The organism is Streptomyces sp. NPDC014676 (assembly GCF_043084105.1).
Classification (GTDB): Bacteria; Actinomycetota; Actinomycetes; order Streptomycetales; family Streptomycetaceae; genus Streptomyces.
Window position 1 is genome coordinate 59,649 of the sequence record NZ_JBIBZI010000006.1, and the last position, 19,396, is coordinate 79,044.

Consider the following 19,396-nt stretch of genomic DNA (forward strand, 5'->3'; position numbering starts at 1 on the left):
CGCCTCGCGCCGCTCACACCTCGCGCACGCCCCGCCGCCACACGCCCGCGACCAGCGGCACACCGGGCCGGTAGGCGAGGTGGACGTGGCTCGGGGCGTCGAGGAGGGTGAGGTCGGCGTACGCGCCCGGGGTCAGCCGGCCGATGTCGGTGCGGCGCAGGGCCGCCGCGCCGCCCGCCGTGGCCGACCAGACGGCCTCGTCCGGCGTCATCCCCATGTCCCGCACCGCGAGCGCGACGCAGAAGGGGACGGAAGACGTGAAGGACGAGCCGGGGTTGCAGTCGGTGGACAGCGCGACCGTGGCCCCGGCGTCGAGGAGCCGCCGGGCGTCCGGCCACGCGGCGCGGGTGGAGAACTCGGCGCCGGGCAGCAGGGTGGCGACGGTGCGGCTGTTCGCGAGGGCGTCCACGTCGGCGTCGGTGAGGTGGGTGCAGTGGTCGGCGCTGGCCGCGTCCAGCTCGACGGCGAGCCGGACGCCGGGGCCGTACGACAACTGGTTGGCGTGGACGCGCGGGTGCAGGCCCTTCGCCTTTCCGGCGGTGAGGATCGCGCGGGCCTGGTCGCCGTCGAAGGCGCCCTTCTCGCAGAAGACGTCGATCCAGCGGGCGTACGGCGCGCAGGCGTCCAGCATCTCGCCGGTGACCAGGGCGACGTATCCGGCCGGGTCCTCGGCGTACTCGGGCGCGACGACGTGGGCGCCGAGGTAGGTGACCTCGTCGGTGTGGCGGGCGGCCAGGCGCAGGGCGCGGGCCTCGTCCTCGACGGTCAGGCCGTAGCCGGACTTGGTCTCGAAGGTCGTGGTGCCCTGGCGGAGCGCCTCGCCGAGGAAACGGGTGAGGTTCGCCTCCAGTTCCGCGTCGCCGGCGGCCCGGGTGGCGGCGACGGTCGTGCGGATGCCGCCGGCGCTGTAGGCGCGGCCCGACATGCGGGCGTTGAACTCCTCGGTGCGGTCACCGGCGAAGACCAGGTGGGAGTGGGAGTCGACGAAGCCCGGCAGGACCGCCCGGCCCCCGGCGTCGACCCGGTTGTCAGTGGCGGGTGCTTTGCTTGATTCACCGGTCCACACGACGCGGTCGCCCTCGATGACGACGGCCGCGTCCCGGACCAGGCCGAGGGGAGAGCCGTCACCGAGGGAGGGGTCGTTGGTGACCAGCGTGGCGATGTCGCTGATGACGGTGCTGCTCATGATGGCGTCCTCATGGGTGGTCGTCAGGCGCGCAGTGCTTCGACGGCCCGCGCAAGGGCTCCGGGCACATCGGGTACGAGCGTGTGCGCCCCGTCGCGCACGACGTGCCGGCCCGCGACGACCGTGTGCCGTACGTCCGCGGCCGTCGCGGCGAATACGGCCGTCTCGGCGCCGAGTCCGGGCGGTGGCCCCGCTGTTCTGACCGAGTCGAGGGCGATCGTGACGAGGTCGGCGCGCGCACCGGCCTCGATGCGGCCGGTGTCGTCCCAGCCGAGGGCCGCGTGTCCGTCGACGGTGGCGGCCCGCAGCAGCGCGGCGGCCGTCCAGCGGCCCCGGGTGCGGGTGCGCAGCCGCTCGTTCAGCTCCATCGCGCGGGCCTCTTCGAGCAGGTCGATCACGGCGTGGCTGTCGGAGCCGAGACAGAGCGGGGAGCCCTCGTTCTGCAGGGCGGCGGCGGGTCCGATGCCGTCGGCGAGGTCGCGTTCGGTGGTCGGGCACATGCAGGTGCCGGTGCCGCTGCCGCCGATGAGGGCGATGTCCTCGGCGGTGAGGTGGGTGTTGTGGACACCGGTGGTGCGCGGTCCGAGGACGCCGTGCAGGGCCAGGAGCTGCGTCGGGGTGCAGCCGTGGGTCTCCCGGCAGGCGTCGTTCTCGGCGGTCTGCTCGGACAGGTGCACATGGAGCGGGGCCCGCCGCTCCTCGGCCCACCGCGCCACGGTCGCCAACTGCTCCGCCGGTACGGCCCGTACGGAGTGGACGGCCGCCCCGATCCGTGCGTGATCCCGTTCCTTGAGAACTGAACAGCGTGTGGCCCAGGCGTCCGCGTCGCCGTCGGAGAAGCGGAGCTGGTGGGTGGTGGGCGGCTGTCCGAAGCCGGAGGAGAGATAGGCGGTGTCGAGGAGGGTGATGCGGATCCCGGCTTCGGCGGCGGCCTCGATGAGCGCCTCGCCCATGGCGTTGGGGTCGGCGTAGGGCGTGCCGCCGGGGGCGTGGTGGACGTAGTGGAACTCGCCGACGGTGGTGATGCCGGCCAGCGCCATCTCGGCGTACACGGCGCGGGCGAGGGCGTGATACGTGTCCGGGGTGAGCCGGCCGGCCGTGGCGTACATGACCTCGCGCCAGGTCCAGAAGGTCCCGGACCCCACCTGGACGGTGGAGCGCAGGGCGCGGTGGAAGGCGTGACTGTGGGCGTTGGCCAGTCCGGGGAGGGTCAGTCCGCGCAGGATCTCGGCGCCGGGCGGCGGGGCGGGGGTGTCCGGGCGGACGGCGGTGATGCGGCCGTCCCGGACCTCGACGGCCACGCCCGGCTCGATGGGGGTCCCCCCTGCCCGAGCGGAGCCGAGGGCTTGGGGGAGGGTGTCGAGCCAGGCGTGCTCCAGCCAGTACGTCCGCGGGGTGGCAGTCACGTGCGGGCCAGTCCTTCCAGTACGTCGGCGAGGGCGAGCACCCCGGCCACGCAGTCGTCCTCGGTGGCGGACTCGGCCGGGGAGTGCGAGACGCCGGTGGGGTTGCGCACGAACAGCATGGCGGTCGGGACGCGTCCGGAGAGGATTCCGGCGTCATGTCCGGCGCCGGTGCCGAGGACGGGCACCTTGAGGTCGGTGTCGCTGCCGAGGATGCGGGCGAGTTCCTCGCGCAGGGCGTGGTCGAACTCGACGACGGGGGTGAAGGACTCGCGCTCGACGTCGAGGGTGACGCCGTGCTCCCGCGCGTGGGCGCGGGCGGCCTCCCGTACGGCCTCGACCACGGTGTCCAGGCTCTCCTGGTCGGCGGCCCGGGAGTCCAGCCAGCCGCGCACCAGGGAGGGGATGGCGTTGACGCCGTTCGGCTCGACGGCGATCTTGCCGAAGGTGGCGACGGCACCGGCGAGTCCGGCCTCGCGGCGGGCGGCGAGGACGGTCTCGGCGTACGACAGCATGGGGTCGCGCCGGTCGGCGAGGCGGGTGGTGCCGGCGTGGTTGGCCTCGCCCCGGAAGTCGAACCGCCAGCGGCCGTGCGGCCAGATGGCGGACGCGATGCCGACGCGGTCGCCGGACAGGTCCAGGGCGCGGCCCTGTTCGACGTGGAGTTCGACGAAGGCGCCGATGCGGTCGAGCCGTTCGGGGTCGGGGCCGATGGCGCCGGGGTCGTATCCGGCGGCCTCCATGGCCTGCGGGAGGGTGATGCCGTCCGCGTCGGTGAGCCGGTGGGCCTGTTCGACGGTGAGCGCGCCCGCGGTGAGCCGGGAACCGACACAGGCGAGCCCGAAGCGGGCGCCCTCCTCGTCCCCGAAGTTGACGATGCCGAGCGGCTTGCCGAACCGCACGCCCCGCCGCCGCAGCTCATCCAGCGCGGCGAAGGCGGACACGACCCCGAGGGGCCCGTCGAAGGCCCCGCCGTCCGGCACCGAGTCCAGGTGCGACCCGGTGACGACGGCGTCCCCGTCGGCCGGATCCCCGAGCCAGGCCCACTGATTCCCGTTCCGGTCGGCCTCGTAGGCCAGCCCGCGGCTGCGCGCCTGCGCCTCGAACCAGTCCCGGCAATCGGCGTCGGCCCCGCTCCAGGCGAACCGCCGGTAGCCCCCGGACGCGGAACTACGCCCGATGGGCAACAACTGCCGCCACATCTCGTTGAAGGAGGGCACGTCACAACCCGAGGCCGACACAGCCCGCCCAGGCTGCGCACCACCACCCAGGACAGGCTGCGCACCGTCGGCCGGTACAGGCTGTGGGCAGTCGTTCCGCAGGGCGATGGGGGTACCTCCCATGTCTTTCGGGCTAGGGGGGAGGCTGGGCACAGCCGGACCCGCAGGCGGCGACGCACCCGCCCCCACCGAGGAGTTGCCGCCACTCACGCCGGGTCACCCTCACGCATCGGCACCCGCACGCCCCGCTCCCCCGCCACCGACTCCGCGATGTCGTACCCGGCGTCGACATGCCGGATCACCCCCATCCCGGGGTCGTTCGTGAGCACCCGCCGGATCTTCTCCCCCGCCAGCGCGGTCCCGTCGGCGACCGTCACCTGCCCCGCGTGGATCGACCGCCCCATACCCACACCCCCACCGTGGTGGAGGGACACCCACGACGCCCCCGAAGCCACGTTCACCATCGCGTTCAGCAACGGCCAGTCGGCGATCGCGTCGGACCCGTCCAGCATCGCCTCGGTCTCCCGGTAGGGAGAGGCCACCGAACCGCAGTCGAGATGGTCCCGCCCGATGACGACCGGCGCGGCGAGCTCCCCGCTCGCGACCATGTCGTTGAACCGCTCACCGGCCCTGTCCCGCTCCCCGTACCCCAGCCAGCAGATACGCGCGGGCAGTCCCTGGAAGCGCACCCGCTCCCCCGCCATCCTGATCCACCGGGCCAGGGACTCGTTCTCCGGGAACAGCTCCAGGACCGCCTTGTCGGTCCTGGCGATGTCGGCGGGGTCACCCGACAGCGCGGCCCACCGGAAGGGCCCCTTGCCCTCGCAGAACAGCGGCCGGATGTACGCCGGCACGAACCCCGGGAAGGCGAACGCGCGCTCGTACCCGGCGAGCTGCGCCTCACCGCGGATGGAGTTGCCGTAGTCGAACACCTCGGCGCCGGCGTCCTGGAAGCCGACCATCGCCTCGACGTGCCGGGCCATGGACTCGCGGGCCCGGGTGGTGAAACCGGCCGGGTCCTTCGCGGCGGCGTCCGCCATGTCCTCGAAGGCGACGCCCACCGGCAGGTACGCCAGCGGGTCGTGGGCGGAGGTCTGGTCGGTGACGATGTCGATGGGCGCGCCCATGGCGAGCAGGTGCGGCACCAGCTCGGCGGCGTTGCCCAGGACGCCGATGGACAACGGCTCGCGCCGGTCCCGGGCCTCGACGGCCAGTCGGAGGGCGTGGTCGAGGGAGTCGGCCTTCACGTCGAGGTACCGGTGCTCGATGCGGCGGTCGATGGCGCGCGGGTCGCAGTCGACGCAGATCACGACGCCGTCGTTCATGGTGACGGCCAGCGGCTGGGCGCCGCCCATCCCGCCGAGTCCGGCGGTGAGGGTGATGGTCCCGGCGAGGGTGCCGCCGAACTTCTTCGCGGCGACGGCGGCGAAGGTCTCGTAGGTGCCCTGGAGGATGCCCTGGGTGCCGATGTAGATCCAGGAGCCGGCGGTCATCTGCCCGTACATGGTCAGGCCGAGGGCCTCCAGGCGGCGGAACTCCTCCCAGGTGGCCCAGTCGCCGACGAGGTTGGAGTTGGCGATGAGGACGCGCGGCGCCCACTCGTGGGTCTGCATGACGCCGACGGGGCGGCCGGACTGGACGAGCATCGTCTCGTCCTGCTTGAGGGTGCGCAGCGTCCGCACCATCGCGTCGAAGGAGCGCCAGTCGCGGGCCGCCTTCCCCGTGCCGCCGTAGACGACGAGCTTGTCGGGGTGCTCGGCGACCTCCGGGTCGAGGTTGTTCTGCAGCATCCGCAGGGCGGCCTCCTGCTGCCATCCCAGGGCGCTCGGTTCGGTGCCGCGCGGCGCTCGGACAGGATCAGGGGGCGGCCCGTAGGGCCTCGGTTGAGGGTGGTGGCGGGAGACGGGCGGGCGGGGTGCGGACATGGTCTGCCTCCTGTGCTGCGGACGATTACTGCGGATATTCACATCCTCATCTTCTGAATAGAACTAGTCAAGACGGGGACGCGTCGGCGCGGCCGTGCGAGGGATGTTTGGCTGGTCGTGTGCGGGCGAACATGGAGAGCACCGACGGGAGGGGGACACGGTGGCCTACGACGACGGCCGGCCGGACGAGGTGGACGTGCATGCCGACGGACGGGCGGCCCGGCGGCACGCCGCGGTGCGGGCCGCCGTGGAGCAGGGGCTGCTCGGCACCGGCACCCCCCTGGTGGCCCTGCTCGACGTGACCGGCATCCGGGAGTCGGCGGCCGGGCTGCGGGCGGCGTTCGAGGCGGTGACGGCGCCCGGCACGCCCGTGCTGCACGCCTTCGCGGTGAAGGCGAGCCCGCTGGTGCCGGTGCTGCGGCTGCTGCGCGCGGAGGGCATCGGCGCGGAGGTGGCCAGCCCGGGTGAGCTGGCGCTGGCGCGGGCGGCGGGGGTGGAGCCGGAGCGTACGGTCCTCGACTCGCCCGCCAAGACACCCGCCGAACTGCGGGAGGCGCTCGCGCTGGGCATCGCCGTCAACGCGGACAATCCGCAGGAGCTGGCCCGTCTCGACGCCCTGATGGCGGGATCCGGCTCCCGCTCCCCCGTCGGCATCCGGGTGAACCCGCAGGTCGGAGGCGGTTCCATCGAGGCGCTGTCCACGGCGACGGCGACGTCGAAGTTCGGGGTGGCGCTGCGCGACGAGGGCGCGCGGGAGTGGGTCGTACGGGCGTACCTGGACCGGCCGTGGCTGACCCGGCTGCACGCGCACACCGGCTCCCAGGGCATCGCGCTGACGATGATGGCGCGGGGGGTCGCCCAGACGTACGAACTGGCGGAGGAGATCAACCGGCGCGCGGGACGGCGGCAGGTCGACACGATCGACATCGGCGGCGGGCTGCCGGTGAACTTCGCCTCCGAGGCGAGCACACCGACGTACGGACGGTACGCGCGACTGCTGAGCGAGACGGTGCCGGGGCTGTTCGACGGACGGTACGGGCTGGTCACCGAGTTCGGCCGGTCGCTGCTGGCCAAGCACGGCACGGTGGTCGCGCGCGTGGAGTACGCCAAGAGCGCGGGCGGGCGTCCGGTCGCGGTGACGCACGCGGGCGTGCAGGTGGCGACGCGGACGGTGTACGCGCCGGCGTCGTGGCCGCTGAGGATCGCCGCGTACGACGCGAAGGGGCGGCCCAAGGAGGGCCCGGCGGTGGTGCAGGACGTGGCGGGACCGGCCTGCTTCGCGGGCGACCTGCTCGCCCAGGGGCAGTCGCTGCCCCTGCTGGAACAGGGCGACTACGCGGCGGCGCTGGACACGGGCGCGTACTACTTCGCCCACCACTACGCCTACAACTCGCTCCCCCGCCCCGGCGTCCACGGCTTCACCCCGGACGGCGCGGGAGGCGTCACCTTCGCGACGGTACGCACCGCCCAGACGATCGAGGAGATCGTGACCGAATCAGGCGCCGCCCACACCGACGCCCTGATCCCCTAGACGCACACCCCCGCCGCGCGGGCGCGGGCGCGCCCGGCCCCGGCGCGCCCACAGAACGACACGGCGGGACTCCCCGCCCCCGAGGGGCGTGGGGCCGTGTCCCCGTGCGGCTCCGCCGTGCGGGCGCCCGGCCCCGGCGCGCCCGCACGGAACCACGACGCTCAGGCCGGCACGGCAACCCTGCGGCGGGAGCCGCCCGGTGCCGCGTCACCCGCCGCGACACCGGTCGTCCGGTACCCCTTGACCGCCTTGCCCGCGGGCCGCCCCGCCCCCGCGCGGAGCCAGTCGACGCGCACCCACAGCAGCACCTCGTCCGCCCGCTCCAGGCGCCCGATCCAGGCCGCCTTCAGCCGCAGCCCCGCCCCGCACCCGGCGAGCAGCAGGCCACCGGCGGCGGGTACCGCGAACGACGTGCCCAGCGCGGCGACGAAGGCGAGCAGCAGCCACCAGCGGTGCCCGCGACGCCAGTTGCGGGCGGTCACCGCCCGGTCCTGGAGCACGTCGTGCCTGCCCGCCCGGGCCGCCGACCGGGCCAGTGCGCGGTACCGTCCCCGCCGCCCGTACGCCACGACGGCCGCCGCCACGAGGAACAGCGCGGCGCCCGCCAGTACACCGATCCGGCGCCCGGTCAGTCCGGGCACCAGCACCCCGGTGCCCGCCGCGACCACTCCCGGCCACCACAGTGGTGCGGCCCCGGCCCGTACGACGACGGCCACCCGGGCCAGTCCCTGTCCTCCACGCGTCACGTCCGGCCTCCCGTCCTCCGATGCCTGTGCATGTCCTGGGGGAGGAACGCTAGCGACGCAAGGTGAGACGAGTCTGAGAACACGGACGGACCACCCCGCCGTCACTCCCGTACCGTCAGTCCACGAACAGCCCGCGCGCCGCCGCCTTCGTGTCGAACTCCTCCAGCCGTGCCTGCGCGTCGGGCAGGTCGTCGCACATCGCCTCCAGCAGCACCCGGCCCAGCAGCATCGGCGCGCACGCCGTGTCGAAGGCGAGCCCGGTGCCGACGGCGGCGGGCAGCAACAGGTCGGACACCTTGGCGACCGGCGCGAAGGGGGAGTCGGCGACGGTGACCACGGTCAGTCCCGTCTCCTTGGCGTGGGCGAGGGCGTCGACGACCTCGCGGGGGTGCCGGGGCAGCGCGAAGCACAGCAGGGCGCTCGCCCCGGCCCGCGCGGCGGCGTCGATCCGGTCGTGGAGCATCGTGCCGCCCTCGTTGAGCAGCCGTACGTCCGTGTGGACCTTGGCGGCGAAGTAGGCGAACCCGTGCGCCTGGGCCGCCGCGGCCCGCAGCCCCAGCACGGGCAGCGGCCGGCTCCCCGCCAGGACCCGCCCGGCCTGCCGCACCGGCCCGGGGTCGGCCAGCACCTCCGCCAGATGCCGCAGGTTCTCGATCTCGGCCTCGACGGCCTGCTGGTACTCGTTGTACGAGCCGGTCTCCGGCGCCGGTTCGGCGGGCGCGACCTCGCGCAGGTGCCGGCGCAGGGCGGGGTAGCCGTCGAAGCCGAGGGCGACGGCGAACCGGGTCACGGACGGCTGGCTGACCCCGGCCAGTTCGGCCAGTTCCACGCTGGACAGGAACGGCACGTCGGCGGCGCGCCGCACCATGCTGTGCGCGATGCGCCGCTGGGTCGGCGTCAGCCGGTGCCCCTCGAAGAGCGCCTGGAGACGCGCGGCAGGACTCTCGGTGCCGCCACTCATGACCTGACTCCCCCTATGACGCCTCTACGCCTCGGTCTATTCATCCATCGAAATTCCTGCATACCGTTATACAGGCGCCCACGGGGCCGCGCCGACCGCACGCCGCGATGGGGGGAGAACGCACGTTGTGCCCGTTTCGGCGACAGATCCGGAACTTGACGATTCTGCTACGACGTCACCACATACCGAACCGGCCGGATAGCGTAACTCGTCGAACAACAGAGCGCCTTGGGGCGCAGGCGACCCATGTGGCACCCGACGGAGGACTGGTACAGGCGTGGACGCGCGAAGTCGTGGGCAGGCGGACGGAACCGACCCTGCCGACCAGTGGGTACTCAACCCCGAGACCGGCGAATACGAACTGCGGATGAACGATTCAGCGGAGCAGCCGAAGACGCCCCGCAGCGCCCCGCGCCCCGGTTCCCCCGCGCCCGCCCGCGTCCCCGGCCAGCGCGGCCGCCGCACCGCACCGGCACCCGCACCCGAGGACGCACCGGAGGACGCACCCGGCCACGGCCGCCGCAAGCGCAAGCCGAAGCGGAGCGGCAAGAAGAAGGCGCTGATGTGGACGGGAGGCGCCCTCGGCCTGGTCCTCGTGGGCGGTTCGGCGTTCGCGTACTACTGGTACGACCGCCTCTACGGCAACATCAACACCGTCGACATCGGTGGCGTGGGCAGTGACGAGGCCGTGGCGGACGGGCCGGTCAACCTCCTGGTCATCGGCAACGACGTCCGCACCGGCGAGGGCAACGAGGCCTACGGCAACCGGACCAACGTCACCGGCCATGCCGACACCACGCTCCTCTTCCACATGTCCGAGGACCGCACCAACGCGACCGTGGTGAGCATCCCCCGCGACCTGATGATCAAGATCCCGGACTGCGAGTCCAAGCAGTCCGACGGTTCCGTCAAGAAGATCCCCGGCTCGACGGTCCCCACCAAGTTCAACGAGTCCTACGGTGTGAACGGCCGCGATCCGGGCTGCACCATGCTCACCGTCGAGGAGATCACCGGCCTCGAGCTCGACCACTTCATGATGTTCGACTTCAACGCGGTCAAGACGCTGTCCACCGCGGTCGGCGGCGTCCAGGTGTGCCTGGAGAAGCCCATCAAGGACCTGGACGGCGGCTCCGGACTCGACCTGCCGAAAGGGGAGAGCACCATCCAGGGCGAGGACGCGCTCTCCTTCCTCCGCAACCGGCACGGTCTGAAGAACGAGAGCGACCTGGACCGGATCGAGATGCAGCAGAAGTTCGTCGCGTCGATGCTCCGCCAGCTCAAGGAGGACACGCTGGACAGCCCGTCGAAGATGCTCGACGTCGCCGACGCGGCCACCAAGTCCCTCACCGTGGACAAGGGCATAGGCAGCCCCGGCAAGCTGCTCGCCCTCGCCAGGGAACTCGGCAAGATCGACCTGAAGAACATCACCCTGATGACCCTGCCGGTGATCGACAACCCGGACGAGCCCACGCCCGTCACCGTCGTACCGAACCCGACCGAGGCTCCGAAGCTCTTCAGCATGCTGCAGAACGACATCTCCCTCACCGAGGTGAAGAAGAAGGAGAAGGACGCCAAGGACAAGCAGGCCGAGCTGCTGGAGGGCGCACGGGCCGAGGCGTCCGAGATCCGCGTCGACGTCCTCAACGGCGGCGGCCCGGGCGGCGCCGCGCAGGACACCCTGAACTGGCTGCAGACCGGCCAGGGCGTGGCCAGGTCCACCAACAAGGGCAACGCCCCGGCCGACGTCGACAAGACCCGGCTGGAGTACGCCCCGAACCAGGCCGACCAGGCCCGCAAGCTCGCCGACCTGATGGGCCTGCCCGCCTCGGCCATGAAGCCCGGCACCGGGGACGCCGACGCGACGACCCCGATGACGCTCACCCTCGGCCCCGACTTCAAGAAGGCCGGTGTCCCCATCACCCTGCCGAAGAAGGTCGATGCGAAGCAGTCCCGGGCCGACGAGAAGATGTGCGGGAAATAGCGGCGCGGCGAACCCGAGGCCGAGAGGGGGGTTACCCCCAGTGTCATCGGTCTCCCGCCTGCCTACCGTGGACCGCATGACGGGAATGGACGCGCGGGACACCGAGCTGAAGAAGGAACTCGACGCCTCCCTGCAGGCCCGCAGGGAGCTGGGCGAGGAGTACGAGTCCGCGCTGGTCGACTCGTTCCTGGAGAAGGTCGATCAGCGCATCGACGGCGTGGTGGAGCGCCGGGTGCGCCGGCAGTTCGCCGAGCAGCAGATGACGGTGGCCCGGGACTCGCGGTCGCCGCAGGCCACGGACTCCTGGGGTGAGCGCTTCGGCTTCGGCATCGTCTCGCTGGTCCTGGCGGTGCCGCTGTCCGCGATCGGCGGGGGCGTGGCCGACCTGCCCGGACTGCTGGCCGCCTGGCTGGGCATCGTCGGCGTCAACGTCGTCCAGGCCGCGCGGACCCGTCCGGAGCTGTTCGGACACCGTAAGTCCGCACGGGGCAGCGACTGGGAGGACTGAGGCCGGGGCACGGCAGCGCACAGCGACGACGGCCGCACCCATCGGCGGAGCAGCCCGACAGCGGGCAACCACCTCCGCGAGAGCGGCGCCGGCTCAGGCGCGAAGGGGACTTACGCGGGGACCGCCGCACCCCCGTCGCCGGGGGGCGGGACGACGGCGGTCCCCGCGGGGGACGCGCGCCCGTTGAGGCAGGCTGCGCGTCCGAGGCGTCCGTGGAGGTCCGGGAGCCGCTCCGGAGGTCCTTCGACGCCGTTCGCCGCCGGCCGGAACGGGGAGCCGCTCCCGTCCCTGCCGACACCCACCAATGTGCCGGACCCGTGTTAAGCGAGTGCTGCGCGGACGTGACACGCTCGTACCACTTCCGCGAAGTCCACGAAGATCACGAACGCGCCGACACCCGGCCGTTCACCGCGGGTTCACCGACGGCTTCGCCCGACGCCCCGTCACTTCCCGGTCTTGGCGAGGAAGGACAGCAGGTCCTGGCGGCTGACCACACCGGTCGGCTTGCCCTCGACGAGGACGATCGCCGCGTCCGCCTTGCCGAGCACGGCCATCAGGTCCGCGACGGGCTCACCGGAGCCGACCTGCGGCAGCGGCGCGGACATGTGCTTCTCCAGCGGGTCGTCCAACGAGGCGCTCTTGCTGAACAGCGCGTCCAGCAGCTCCCGCTCCACCACCGAGCCGACGACCTCGGCGGCCATCACGTCCGGGTGGCCGGCGCCCGGCTTGACCACCGGCATCTGCGAGACGCCGTACTCGCGCAGCACCTCGATGGCCTGGCCGATCGTCTCCTCGGGGTGCATGTGGACGAGGGAGGGGATGTGGCCGCCCTCCTTGTCGTTCAGGACGTCGGCGACGCGGGCGCTGGGACCGGCGTCCTCCAGGAAGCCGTAGTCGGCCATCCACTCGTCGTTGAAGATCTTGCTGAGGTAGCCGCGGCCGCTGTCCGGCAGCAGGACGACGACCACGTCGTCCTCACCGAGCCGCGAGGCCACCTCGAGGGCCGCCACGACCGCCATGCCGCAGGAGCCGCCGACCAGCAGGCCCTCCTCCTTGGCGAGCCGCCGGGTCATCTGGAAGGAGTCCTTGTCGGAGACGGCGACGATCTCGTCCGCGACGTCACGGTCGTACGCGGTCGGCCAGAAGTCCTCGCCGACACCCTCCACCAGGTACGGCCGCCCGGAGCCGCCGGAGTACACGGAGCCCTCGGGGTCGGCGCCGATCACCTTCACCCGGCCGTCGCTGGCCTCCTTCAGGTAGCGCCCGGTCCCGGAGATGGTGCCGCCGGTGCCGACGCCGGCCACGAAGTGGGTGATCTTCCCTTCCGTCTGCTCCCACAGCTCCGGGCCGGTGGAGTGGTAGTGGGAGAGCGGGTTGTGGGGGTTGGAGTACTGGTCCGGCTTCCAGGCCCCCGGCGTCTCACGGACCAGCCGGTCGGAGACGTTGTAGTAGGAGTCGGGGTGCTCGGGGTCCACGGCGGTCGGGCAGACGACGACCTCGGCGCCGTAGGCCCGCAGGACGTTGATCTTGTCCGTGGAGACCTTGTCCGGGCAGACGAAGACGCACTTGTAGCCCTTCTGCTGGGCCACGATGGCGAGTCCGACCCCGGTGTTGCCGCTGGTCGGCTCGACGATGGTGCCGCCGGGCTTCAGCTCCCCGCTCTGCTCCGCCGCCTCGATCATGCGCAGGGCGATGCGGTCCTTCACGGAGCCGCCCGGGTTGAAGTACTCCACCTTGGCCAGGACGGTCGCCCTGATGCCCTTGGTCACGCTGTTGAGCCGCACCAGCGGGGTGTTGCCGACGAGGCTGATCATCGAGTCGTGGAATTGCACCGTTGTCTCCGGATGCTGCAAAAGGGGTGGTCGTAGTGGTGCTGCCAGCCTAGGCCCTCACCGGCCCGAACCCGGCCGGGTCGTTCACTCGCCGTGGGGATTGGAGCACGGTCCGTACGGGGCAAGCACTGGGTGTACGGGGTTCGAGGAGGTGGCGGCGAGGGATGACGGGCTTGTCGAGGGCGAGGGTGGCCCGGCGGATCGCGGCCGGCGCGGCGTACGGCGGCGGGGGCATCGGACTGGCCGGGGCGGCCGCCGTGGGACTCCTGGTGGCCGAGGCCCAGCTGGCGCGGCGCCGGGTGGGCAACGGGACGGCTCCTCACGTACCGAACGCGGACGGGCTGTACGGCGCGGCGTACACGGTGCCGGGCGAACCGGCGCTGCGGCTGACGATGCTGGGCGACTCCACGGCGGCCGGGCAGGGCGTGCACCGGGCCGGGCAGACGCCGGGCGCACTGCTGGCGTCGGGGGTCGCGGCGATCGCGGAACGCCCGGTGGGGCTGAGCACGGTCGCGGTGCCCGGGGCCTGTTCCGACGATCTGGACCGGCAGGTGACGCGGGCACTGGCGGATCCCTCCCGGGTGCCGGACATCTGCGTGATCATGGTCGGGGCCAACGACGTCACCCATCGGATGCCGCCCACCCGTTCCGTACGCCATCTGTCCTCGGCGGTACGGCGGCTGCGGACGGCCGGTGCGGAGGTGGTCGTCGGCACCTGCCCCGACCTCGGCTCGGTCGAGCCGGTGCGGCAGCCGCTGCGCTGGCTGGCCCGGCGGGCCTCGCGACAGCTGGCGGCGGCGCAGACGATCGGGGCGGTCGAGCAGGGCGGGCGGACGGTGTCGCTGGGGGACCTGCTGGGGCCGGAGTTCGCGGCGAACCCGCGGGAGCTGTTCGGGCCGGACAGCTATCACCCCTCGGCGGAGGGGTACGCCACGGCCGCGATGGCGGTGCTGCCGACGGTGTGCGCGGCGCTGGGGCTGTGGCCGGCGGAGGAGGAGCGGCCGGACGCCGCGCGCCGCGAGGGGTTCCTGCCGGTGGCGCGGGCGGCGGCGGAGGCGGCCTCGGAGGCGGGTACGGAGGTCACCGCGGCGATGCCGGCGGGCGCGCGGGGGCCGTGGGCCCTCTTGAAGCGCCGTCGGCGCCGCAGGGTCACGGAGGCGGAGCCGGAGCCTTCGATCCAGCCGTCGTGACACCGGGCGCCTGCGGCGGGCATTCGTGCCGCAACCCCCGCAGCCGCGGGCAGCCGCCGTAGCTGCGGGCAGTCGTGCCTCCCCCAGTGCCTTAAAGGCCTGAGAGGTACCCCCAGGGCGGCACGGGCGGGCGCTGGGGGTCCCCCCTCTGGGGGAGACACCCGGCAAGCGCCGGTGAGCGGTGTTGGTGCGGGCCGGGGGGAGTAGCGCAGCCCGGCGCTCACGGGGTGCCGTCGCGCCCACCCTCCCCCACTCTCGGCTTCGCTCGAGCGGGGGGACCCCCATCGCCCTGCAGCACGACTGCCCGCGGATCGGCGGAGTGCGCGCGAACGCAGCATCTCCGAGAAGGCGCAGCAGAAAAGCAAGCGCTTAGACAGTTGCGGCCCATGTCACATCGCGTCAGTCGTGACCCCGCCCATACGTCCGGGTAACTTCCCATGAAGGCCCGCACCAACCAACCGGTATGCCCTCCGCCGCCCCTCATCCCTGGAGCCGTGATGCCCGAAGCCGTGATCGTCTCTGCCGCCCGCTCCCCCATCGGCCGCGCCTTCAAGGGCTCCTTGAAGGACCTGCGCCCGGACGACCTGACCGCCACGATCATCCAGGCCGCGCTCGCCAAGGTCCCCGAGCTGGACCCGAGGGACATCGACGACCTGATGCTCGGCTGCGGCCTCCCCGGCGGCGAGCAGGGCAACAACCTCGGCCGTGTGGTCGCCGTGCAGATGGGCATGGACCACCTCCCCGGCTGCACCGTCACCCGCTACTGCTCCTCCTCGCTGCAGACCTCCCGCATGGCCCTGCACGCCATCAAGGCCGGCGAGGGCGACGTGTTCATCTCGGCCGGCGTCGAGACCGTCTCCCGCTTCACCAAGGGCAACTCCGACAGCCTCCCGGACACCCGCAACCCGCTGTTCGCCGAGGCCGAGGCCCGTACCGCCGCCGTCGCCGAGTCGGAGGGGGCGACCTGGCACGACCCGCGCGAGGACGGCCTGGTCCCCGACCCGTACATCGCGATGGGCCAGACCGCCGAGAACCTGGCCCGCCTCAAGGGCGTCACCCGCCAGGACATGGACGAGTTCGGCGTCCGCTCGCAGAACCTCGCCGAGGAGGCCATCAAGAACGGCTTCTGGGAGCGCGAGATCACCCCGGTGACGCTCCCCGACGGCACGGTGGTCGGCAAGGACGACGGCCCCCGCGCCGGCGTCACCATGGAGGGCGTCGCGGGCCTCAAGCCGGTCTTCCGTCCGGACGGGCTGGTCACCGCCGGCAACTGCTGCCCGCTCAACGACGGCGCCGCCGCGCTCGTCATCATGAGCGACACCAAGGCCCGCGAGCTGGGCCTCACCCCACTCGCCCGGATCGTCTCCACCGGCGTCTCCGGCCTCTCCCCCGAGATCATGGGCCTCGGCCCGGTCGAGGCGAGCAAGCAGGCGCTGGGCCGCGCCGGCCTCACCATCGACGACATCGACCTGGTCGAGATCAACGAGGCGTTCGCCGCCCAGGTGATCCCCTCCTACCGCGACCTCGGCATCCCGCTGGAGAAGCTGAACGTCAACGGCGGCGCCATCGCCGTCGGCCACCCCTTCGGCATGACCGGCGCCCGCATCACCGGCACGCTGATCAACTCCCTCCAGTTCCACGACAAGCAGTTCGGCCTGGAGACGATGTGCGTCGGCGGCGGCCAGGGCATGGCGATGGTCATCGAGCGCCTCAGCTGAACCCCGTACCGCCGAACCCCCGCACCACGGGCGCACGGTAGCCGTCCCGGCACGTTCGGTGAAACCATGGCCCGGACCTCGGGAACCTCCGGGGCCCGGGCCTGTTCGTGATCCAATCTCCCCCAGGATGTGACCTATCTCCCTCACTGCGGGGATTCACGCAGGTCAGGGCCGACCCCTTCTCGGGTGCACCCCCAAAGACCTGTCCGTTTCGTGACGTTACGCACTGACAGATGGTTAGTCCACCCTTCAAGCTGATGTAGGAAGTCGGGGGTCGACTTTGAACCGGGAGTACGTCAGTGAGCGCCATGCCGATCGCCCTGCTGATCACCACGGCCGCCACCGGCGCCGTGGGCGTCGCTGTCCTGCGCAGCATCATGGTGCTGCGCCGACAGGTCGCGGCCCTGCACACCGCGCTGGCCGAGAACGGTGCCGCGCCCGCGCGCGCGCACGTTCCCCCCGCCCGCACGGCCGGCACCGACGAGATACGCGCCGCCGTGGCGGAGGCGCTCGCCGATGAGCGGGAGCGCGAGCTCGCCGAGGCGCGGGCCTTCTGGGCCGCCCAGGAGGCGCGTGACGCCTCCGACGCGCCGTCCCTGCTGGGCCTGGCGGACAGCGAGCTGTTCCTGCCCCGGCAGGCCGACTTCGTGGGTCTGGAGCCGGTGGGCGAGCCGGGCGCGGACGTCGAGGAGCACGCCGGGGACTCCCCGGAGCTGGCCGCGGCCCGCCGCCGCCACCCCTCGCACCCGGACTTCGTACCGAACCCCTCACCGGTCGTGAACGACCACGAGCGCACGGTGACCGTCCTGGAGGAGCTGGCCGCCGCCCGGACCGAGCTGACCGACGTCCGTCCGGGCCCGCTGGGCACCCTCGACGTCTACGTCTTCGCCGACGGGACGACGCTGTGCATGACGCCGGGCCACCGCGAGACCGCCGAGCGGCTGGCGGCGGCCCTCGGCGCGGGCGAGACCCCGTTCCTGCTGGGCGGTTCCGGCGTCTCGGGGGCGTACACGCTGACGTTCTCCTGCGGTGAGGAGAGCGTCTACATCCTGGCGGACCGCGTCATCGCGTCCCTCTAGCCCCGAGCCGGCTCCCGGCCGGTTTCCGGACCACCTACACCCCGGCGCGCTCGCGCGCCTCCTCCACCAGCCGTACGGCCTCCCCGACCTCGTCCTCGTTCTTCAGTACGAGCGCCAGGTCGTGGCCGGCGACGGTGATCTGGTCGGCGGCGGCGAACATGCCCGCGTCGGGCATGTCGCGGGGCTCGGTGCCCGGTTCCTCGACGAGCTGGGTGCGCCGCGCCAACTCCCTGGCCAGGGCGAGCGCCTCGGCCGCCCCTCCACGCTGCAGCCTGCTCTGCGGCGCGGCCCGCAGACGGTCGGCGAAATGATCCACGGCACGGGTGAAGGGCGTCGTATCAACCACGCGGCGAGCGTACGCGGCGCGGCGGGACTGTTGCCAACGGGCCGACGCTCGGGCACGGTGACCTGAAGGACCGGCTTACATCCCATACGTCCGGAGGCGCCGATGTCCCACGTCCTCTCCGAGGAGACCCACCGCAACATGCTCGCCCGCATCCCCCACTGCACCGGTCGTGAGATCTCCGACTGGCTGCGCACCGTCGAAGAAGGCCCGGCGCTCTTCCGCTTCGAGGAGAAGGTCAGCTGGCTCCGGCACGAGTACGACCTGGCGTACGGCCACGCCAAGGCGATCGTCCACGAGTACGACCTGAGGAGGGCCGCACGCAAACTGCTGTAGCGCGTGCGGACACGACGAAGGGCCCCGGGTGAACCCGGGGCCCTTGTCCGTACGACCGGTGACTGCCGTCAGTCGCTGCTGTTGAGGATCGAGATGAGCCGCAGGAACTCCATGTAGATCCACACCAGCGTCAGCGTGAGGCCGAAGGCGGCGAGCCAGGCCTCCTCGCGCGGGGCACCGTAGGCGATGCCGTCCTCGACCTGCTTGAAGTCCAGGGCGAGGAAGCAGGCACCGAGGATGATGCCGACGACGCCGAAGACGACGCCGAGCGCGCCGCTGCGGAAGCCGAGGCCGTCACCGCCGCCGAACACCGCGAACAGCAGGTTCACGGCCATCAGCAGGATGAAGCCGAGCGCGGCCGCCATCACGAAGCCGTAGAAGCGGCGGTTGACGCGGATCCAGCCGGCCTTGTAGGCCACCAGCACACCGGCGAAGACCGCCATGGTGCCGATCACGGCCTGCATGGCCGCGCCGTCGGCGATGCGGTTGTCGACGATGTTGGAGATGACGCCGAGGAAGACACCCTCGAAGGCGGCGTACGTCAGGATCAGCGCGGGCGTGGGCTTGCGCTTGAAGGACTGCACGAGCGCCAGGACCATGCCGATCAGCGCGGCACCGATGCCGATGCCGTAGGACCGGTTGATGTTGGCGTCGTCGACCGGCAGCAGCGCCCAGGAGAGCGCCGCGGTGACGATGAGCACGCCGAGCGTGGTGCCCGTGCGCATGACGACGTCGTCGATGGTCATCCGGCCGGTGGTGGCCGGCGCCTGCGGCGGCGCGCCGTACTGCAGGTCCTGCTGCGCGTAGGGGTTCTGGGCGTACGGGTTGCCTGTCGGCTGCGCGTACGGGTTGGCCTGCGTGGCGACAGCGGGGCCCCCGGCCTGCGGCGCGGTGTTGAAGCCCGCGTAGCCGTTGTCGCGGCCGAACCCCCGTCGCGAGAAGACCGGGTTACTGCTCCTCATTTCACTCCTCCATGGCCACACGACGTGGCCTTGGCTCAAGAGTAATAGGTAGGCAAAGGAATGACCCTAATGCTTGGGGAGGATCTTTCCCTCGTTGTGCTGCGCAACACGCTACGCGGCCGGGTGATTCCCTTCACCGTGAGGCACCGAACCATGACCGACCCGGTACCTCCCCGGAACCGGCCGGAGATCATCCGTTCACCTCTCCGACGGCCGCGTGGAGACCCCTCCGGGCACGGCGGCGCCTTGAGGACCGCCGTGCCCCCTCGCCGCACCCGGCCGGCGACACCGCGGGCCCCGGTGGCCACCGCCCGCGACCGGAACCCGGCGGCCGTACGGCTCCCCCGTCGACGAAACGGACACCTCGCCCCAGCGGTGCCGATCACGCGCCCCGGCCGACATCCGTACTTCTATTCGACCTCTCCCACGGCACCTGAGGACGCGCACCCACGCTCACGCGCGGGCGTCCGGTCGC

General features: G+C 72.4%; 16 protein-coding genes. 7 read left to right on the forward strand and 9 right to left on the reverse strand.

Features of this window, described 5'->3' with window-relative positions; translation table 11 throughout:
• Window positions 1-13 precede the first annotated feature (13 nt).
• From hutI to hutU, 4 genes are all read right to left on the reverse strand, one after another.
• Complete coding sequence (gene hutI, locus ACF1DX_RS18325) at window positions 14-1,186, reverse strand: imidazolonepropionase (protein WP_391792194.1); 1,173 nt, start codon at window positions 1,184-1,186, stop codon at window positions 14-16.
• A gap of 23 nt (window positions 1,187-1,209) precedes the next feature.
• Window positions 1,210-2,592: a formimidoylglutamate deiminase gene (locus tag ACF1DX_RS18330; protein ID WP_391792195.1), complete on the reverse strand. Its 1,383-nt coding sequence runs from the start codon at window positions 2,590-2,592 to the stop codon at window positions 1,210-1,212.
• On the reverse strand, window positions 2,589-3,791 hold the full coding sequence (locus ACF1DX_RS18335; protein ID WP_391792582.1) for an allantoate amidohydrolase: 1,203 nt from the start codon (window positions 3,789-3,791) through the stop codon (window positions 2,589-2,591). The genes ACF1DX_RS18330 and ACF1DX_RS18335 overlap by 4 nt, the downstream gene beginning before the upstream one ends.
• 224 nt (window positions 3,792-4,015) lie before the next feature.
• Window positions 4,016-5,734 carry a urocanate hydratase gene (hutU, locus tag ACF1DX_RS18340; protein WP_391792196.1) on the reverse strand — a complete coding sequence of 573 codons (1,719 nt, stop codon included), beginning with the start codon at window positions 5,732-5,734 and terminating at the stop codon, window positions 4,016-4,018.
• A 103-nt stretch (window positions 5,735-5,837) separates the two neighbouring features.
• Between hutU and ACF1DX_RS18345 the strand changes: the two genes are divergently transcribed.
• Window positions 5,838-7,265 carry a diaminopimelate decarboxylase gene (locus ACF1DX_RS18345; RefSeq protein ID WP_391792197.1) on the forward strand — a complete coding sequence of 476 codons (1,428 nt, stop codon included), beginning with the start codon at window positions 5,838-5,840 and terminating at the stop codon, window positions 7,263-7,265.
• Between the two features lie 161 nt (window positions 7,266-7,426).
• On the opposite strand, the gene ACF1DX_RS18350 is transcribed toward ACF1DX_RS18345, so the two are convergent.
• Together ACF1DX_RS18350 and ACF1DX_RS18355 are read right to left on the reverse strand one after the other, a co-directional pair.
• Window positions 7,427-8,011 carry a hypothetical protein gene (locus ACF1DX_RS18350; protein ID WP_391792198.1) on the reverse strand — a complete coding sequence of 195 codons (585 nt, stop codon included), beginning with the start codon at window positions 8,009-8,011 and terminating at the stop codon, window positions 7,427-7,429.
• Between the two features lie 115 nt (window positions 8,012-8,126).
• Window positions 8,127-8,972 carry a MurR/RpiR family transcriptional regulator gene (locus ACF1DX_RS18355; protein ID WP_391792199.1) on the reverse strand — a complete coding sequence of 282 codons (846 nt, stop codon included), beginning with the start codon at window positions 8,970-8,972 and terminating at the stop codon, window positions 8,127-8,129.
• A 277-nt stretch (window positions 8,973-9,249) separates the two neighbouring features.
• Between ACF1DX_RS18355 and ACF1DX_RS18360 the strand changes: the two genes are divergently transcribed.
• Complete coding sequence (locus ACF1DX_RS18360; protein ID WP_391792200.1) at window positions 9,250-10,953, forward strand: LCP family protein; 1,704 nt, start codon at window positions 9,250-9,252, stop codon at window positions 10,951-10,953.
• A gap of 85 nt (window positions 10,954-11,038) precedes the next feature.
• Entirely contained in the window at window positions 11,039-11,461 is a 423-nt protein-coding gene (locus ACF1DX_RS18365) for a hypothetical protein (protein ID WP_391792583.1), read from the forward strand.
• A 443-nt stretch (window positions 11,462-11,904) separates the two neighbouring features.
• Here ACF1DX_RS18365 and ACF1DX_RS18370 read toward each other — a convergent pair whose 3' ends face one another.
• Window positions 11,905-13,293: a cystathionine beta-synthase gene (locus tag ACF1DX_RS18370; RefSeq protein ID WP_030870016.1), complete on the reverse strand. Its 1,389-nt coding sequence runs from the start codon at window positions 13,291-13,293 to the stop codon at window positions 11,905-11,907.
• A gap of 164 nt (window positions 13,294-13,457) precedes the next feature.
• Here ACF1DX_RS18370 and ACF1DX_RS18375 point away from each other — a divergent pair, with 164 nt between their 5' ends.
• From ACF1DX_RS18375 to ACF1DX_RS18385, 3 genes are all read left to right on the forward strand, one after another.
• On the forward strand, window positions 13,458-14,483 hold the full coding sequence (locus ACF1DX_RS18375) for an SGNH/GDSL hydrolase family protein (protein ID WP_391792201.1): 1,026 nt from the start codon (window positions 13,458-13,460) through the stop codon (window positions 14,481-14,483).
• A gap of 497 nt (window positions 14,484-14,980) precedes the next feature.
• Window positions 14,981-16,201 carry an acetyl-CoA C-acetyltransferase gene (locus ACF1DX_RS18380; protein WP_391792202.1) on the forward strand — a complete coding sequence of 407 codons (1,221 nt, stop codon included), beginning with the start codon at window positions 14,981-14,983 and terminating at the stop codon, window positions 16,199-16,201.
• 299 nt (window positions 16,202-16,500) lie between these two features.
• Window positions 16,501-17,280: a hypothetical protein gene (locus ACF1DX_RS18385; RefSeq protein WP_391792203.1), complete on the forward strand. Its 780-nt coding sequence runs from the start codon at window positions 16,501-16,503 to the stop codon at window positions 17,278-17,280.
• A 34-nt stretch (window positions 17,281-17,314) separates the two neighbouring features.
• Here the strand turns inward: ACF1DX_RS18385 and ACF1DX_RS18390 are convergent, their stop codons facing one another.
• A complete protein-coding gene (locus ACF1DX_RS18390; RefSeq protein WP_391792204.1) occupies window positions 17,315-17,626 on the reverse strand; it encodes a hypothetical protein in 312 nt (103 codons plus the stop codon).
• A 102-nt stretch (window positions 17,627-17,728) separates the two neighbouring features.
• Between ACF1DX_RS18390 and ACF1DX_RS18395 the strand changes: the two genes are divergently transcribed.
• Window positions 17,729-17,959, forward strand: a complete 231-nt coding sequence (locus tag ACF1DX_RS18395) for a DUF4287 domain-containing protein (protein ID WP_030870003.1) — start codon at window positions 17,729-17,731, stop codon at window positions 17,957-17,959.
• Between the two features lie 68 nt (window positions 17,960-18,027).
• On the opposite strand, the gene ACF1DX_RS18400 is transcribed toward ACF1DX_RS18395, so the two are convergent.
• Window positions 18,028-18,921: a Bax inhibitor-1/YccA family protein gene (locus ACF1DX_RS18400; RefSeq protein ID WP_391792205.1), complete on the reverse strand. Its 894-nt coding sequence runs from the start codon at window positions 18,919-18,921 to the stop codon at window positions 18,028-18,030.
• Window positions 18,922-19,396: the final 475 nt, after the last annotated feature.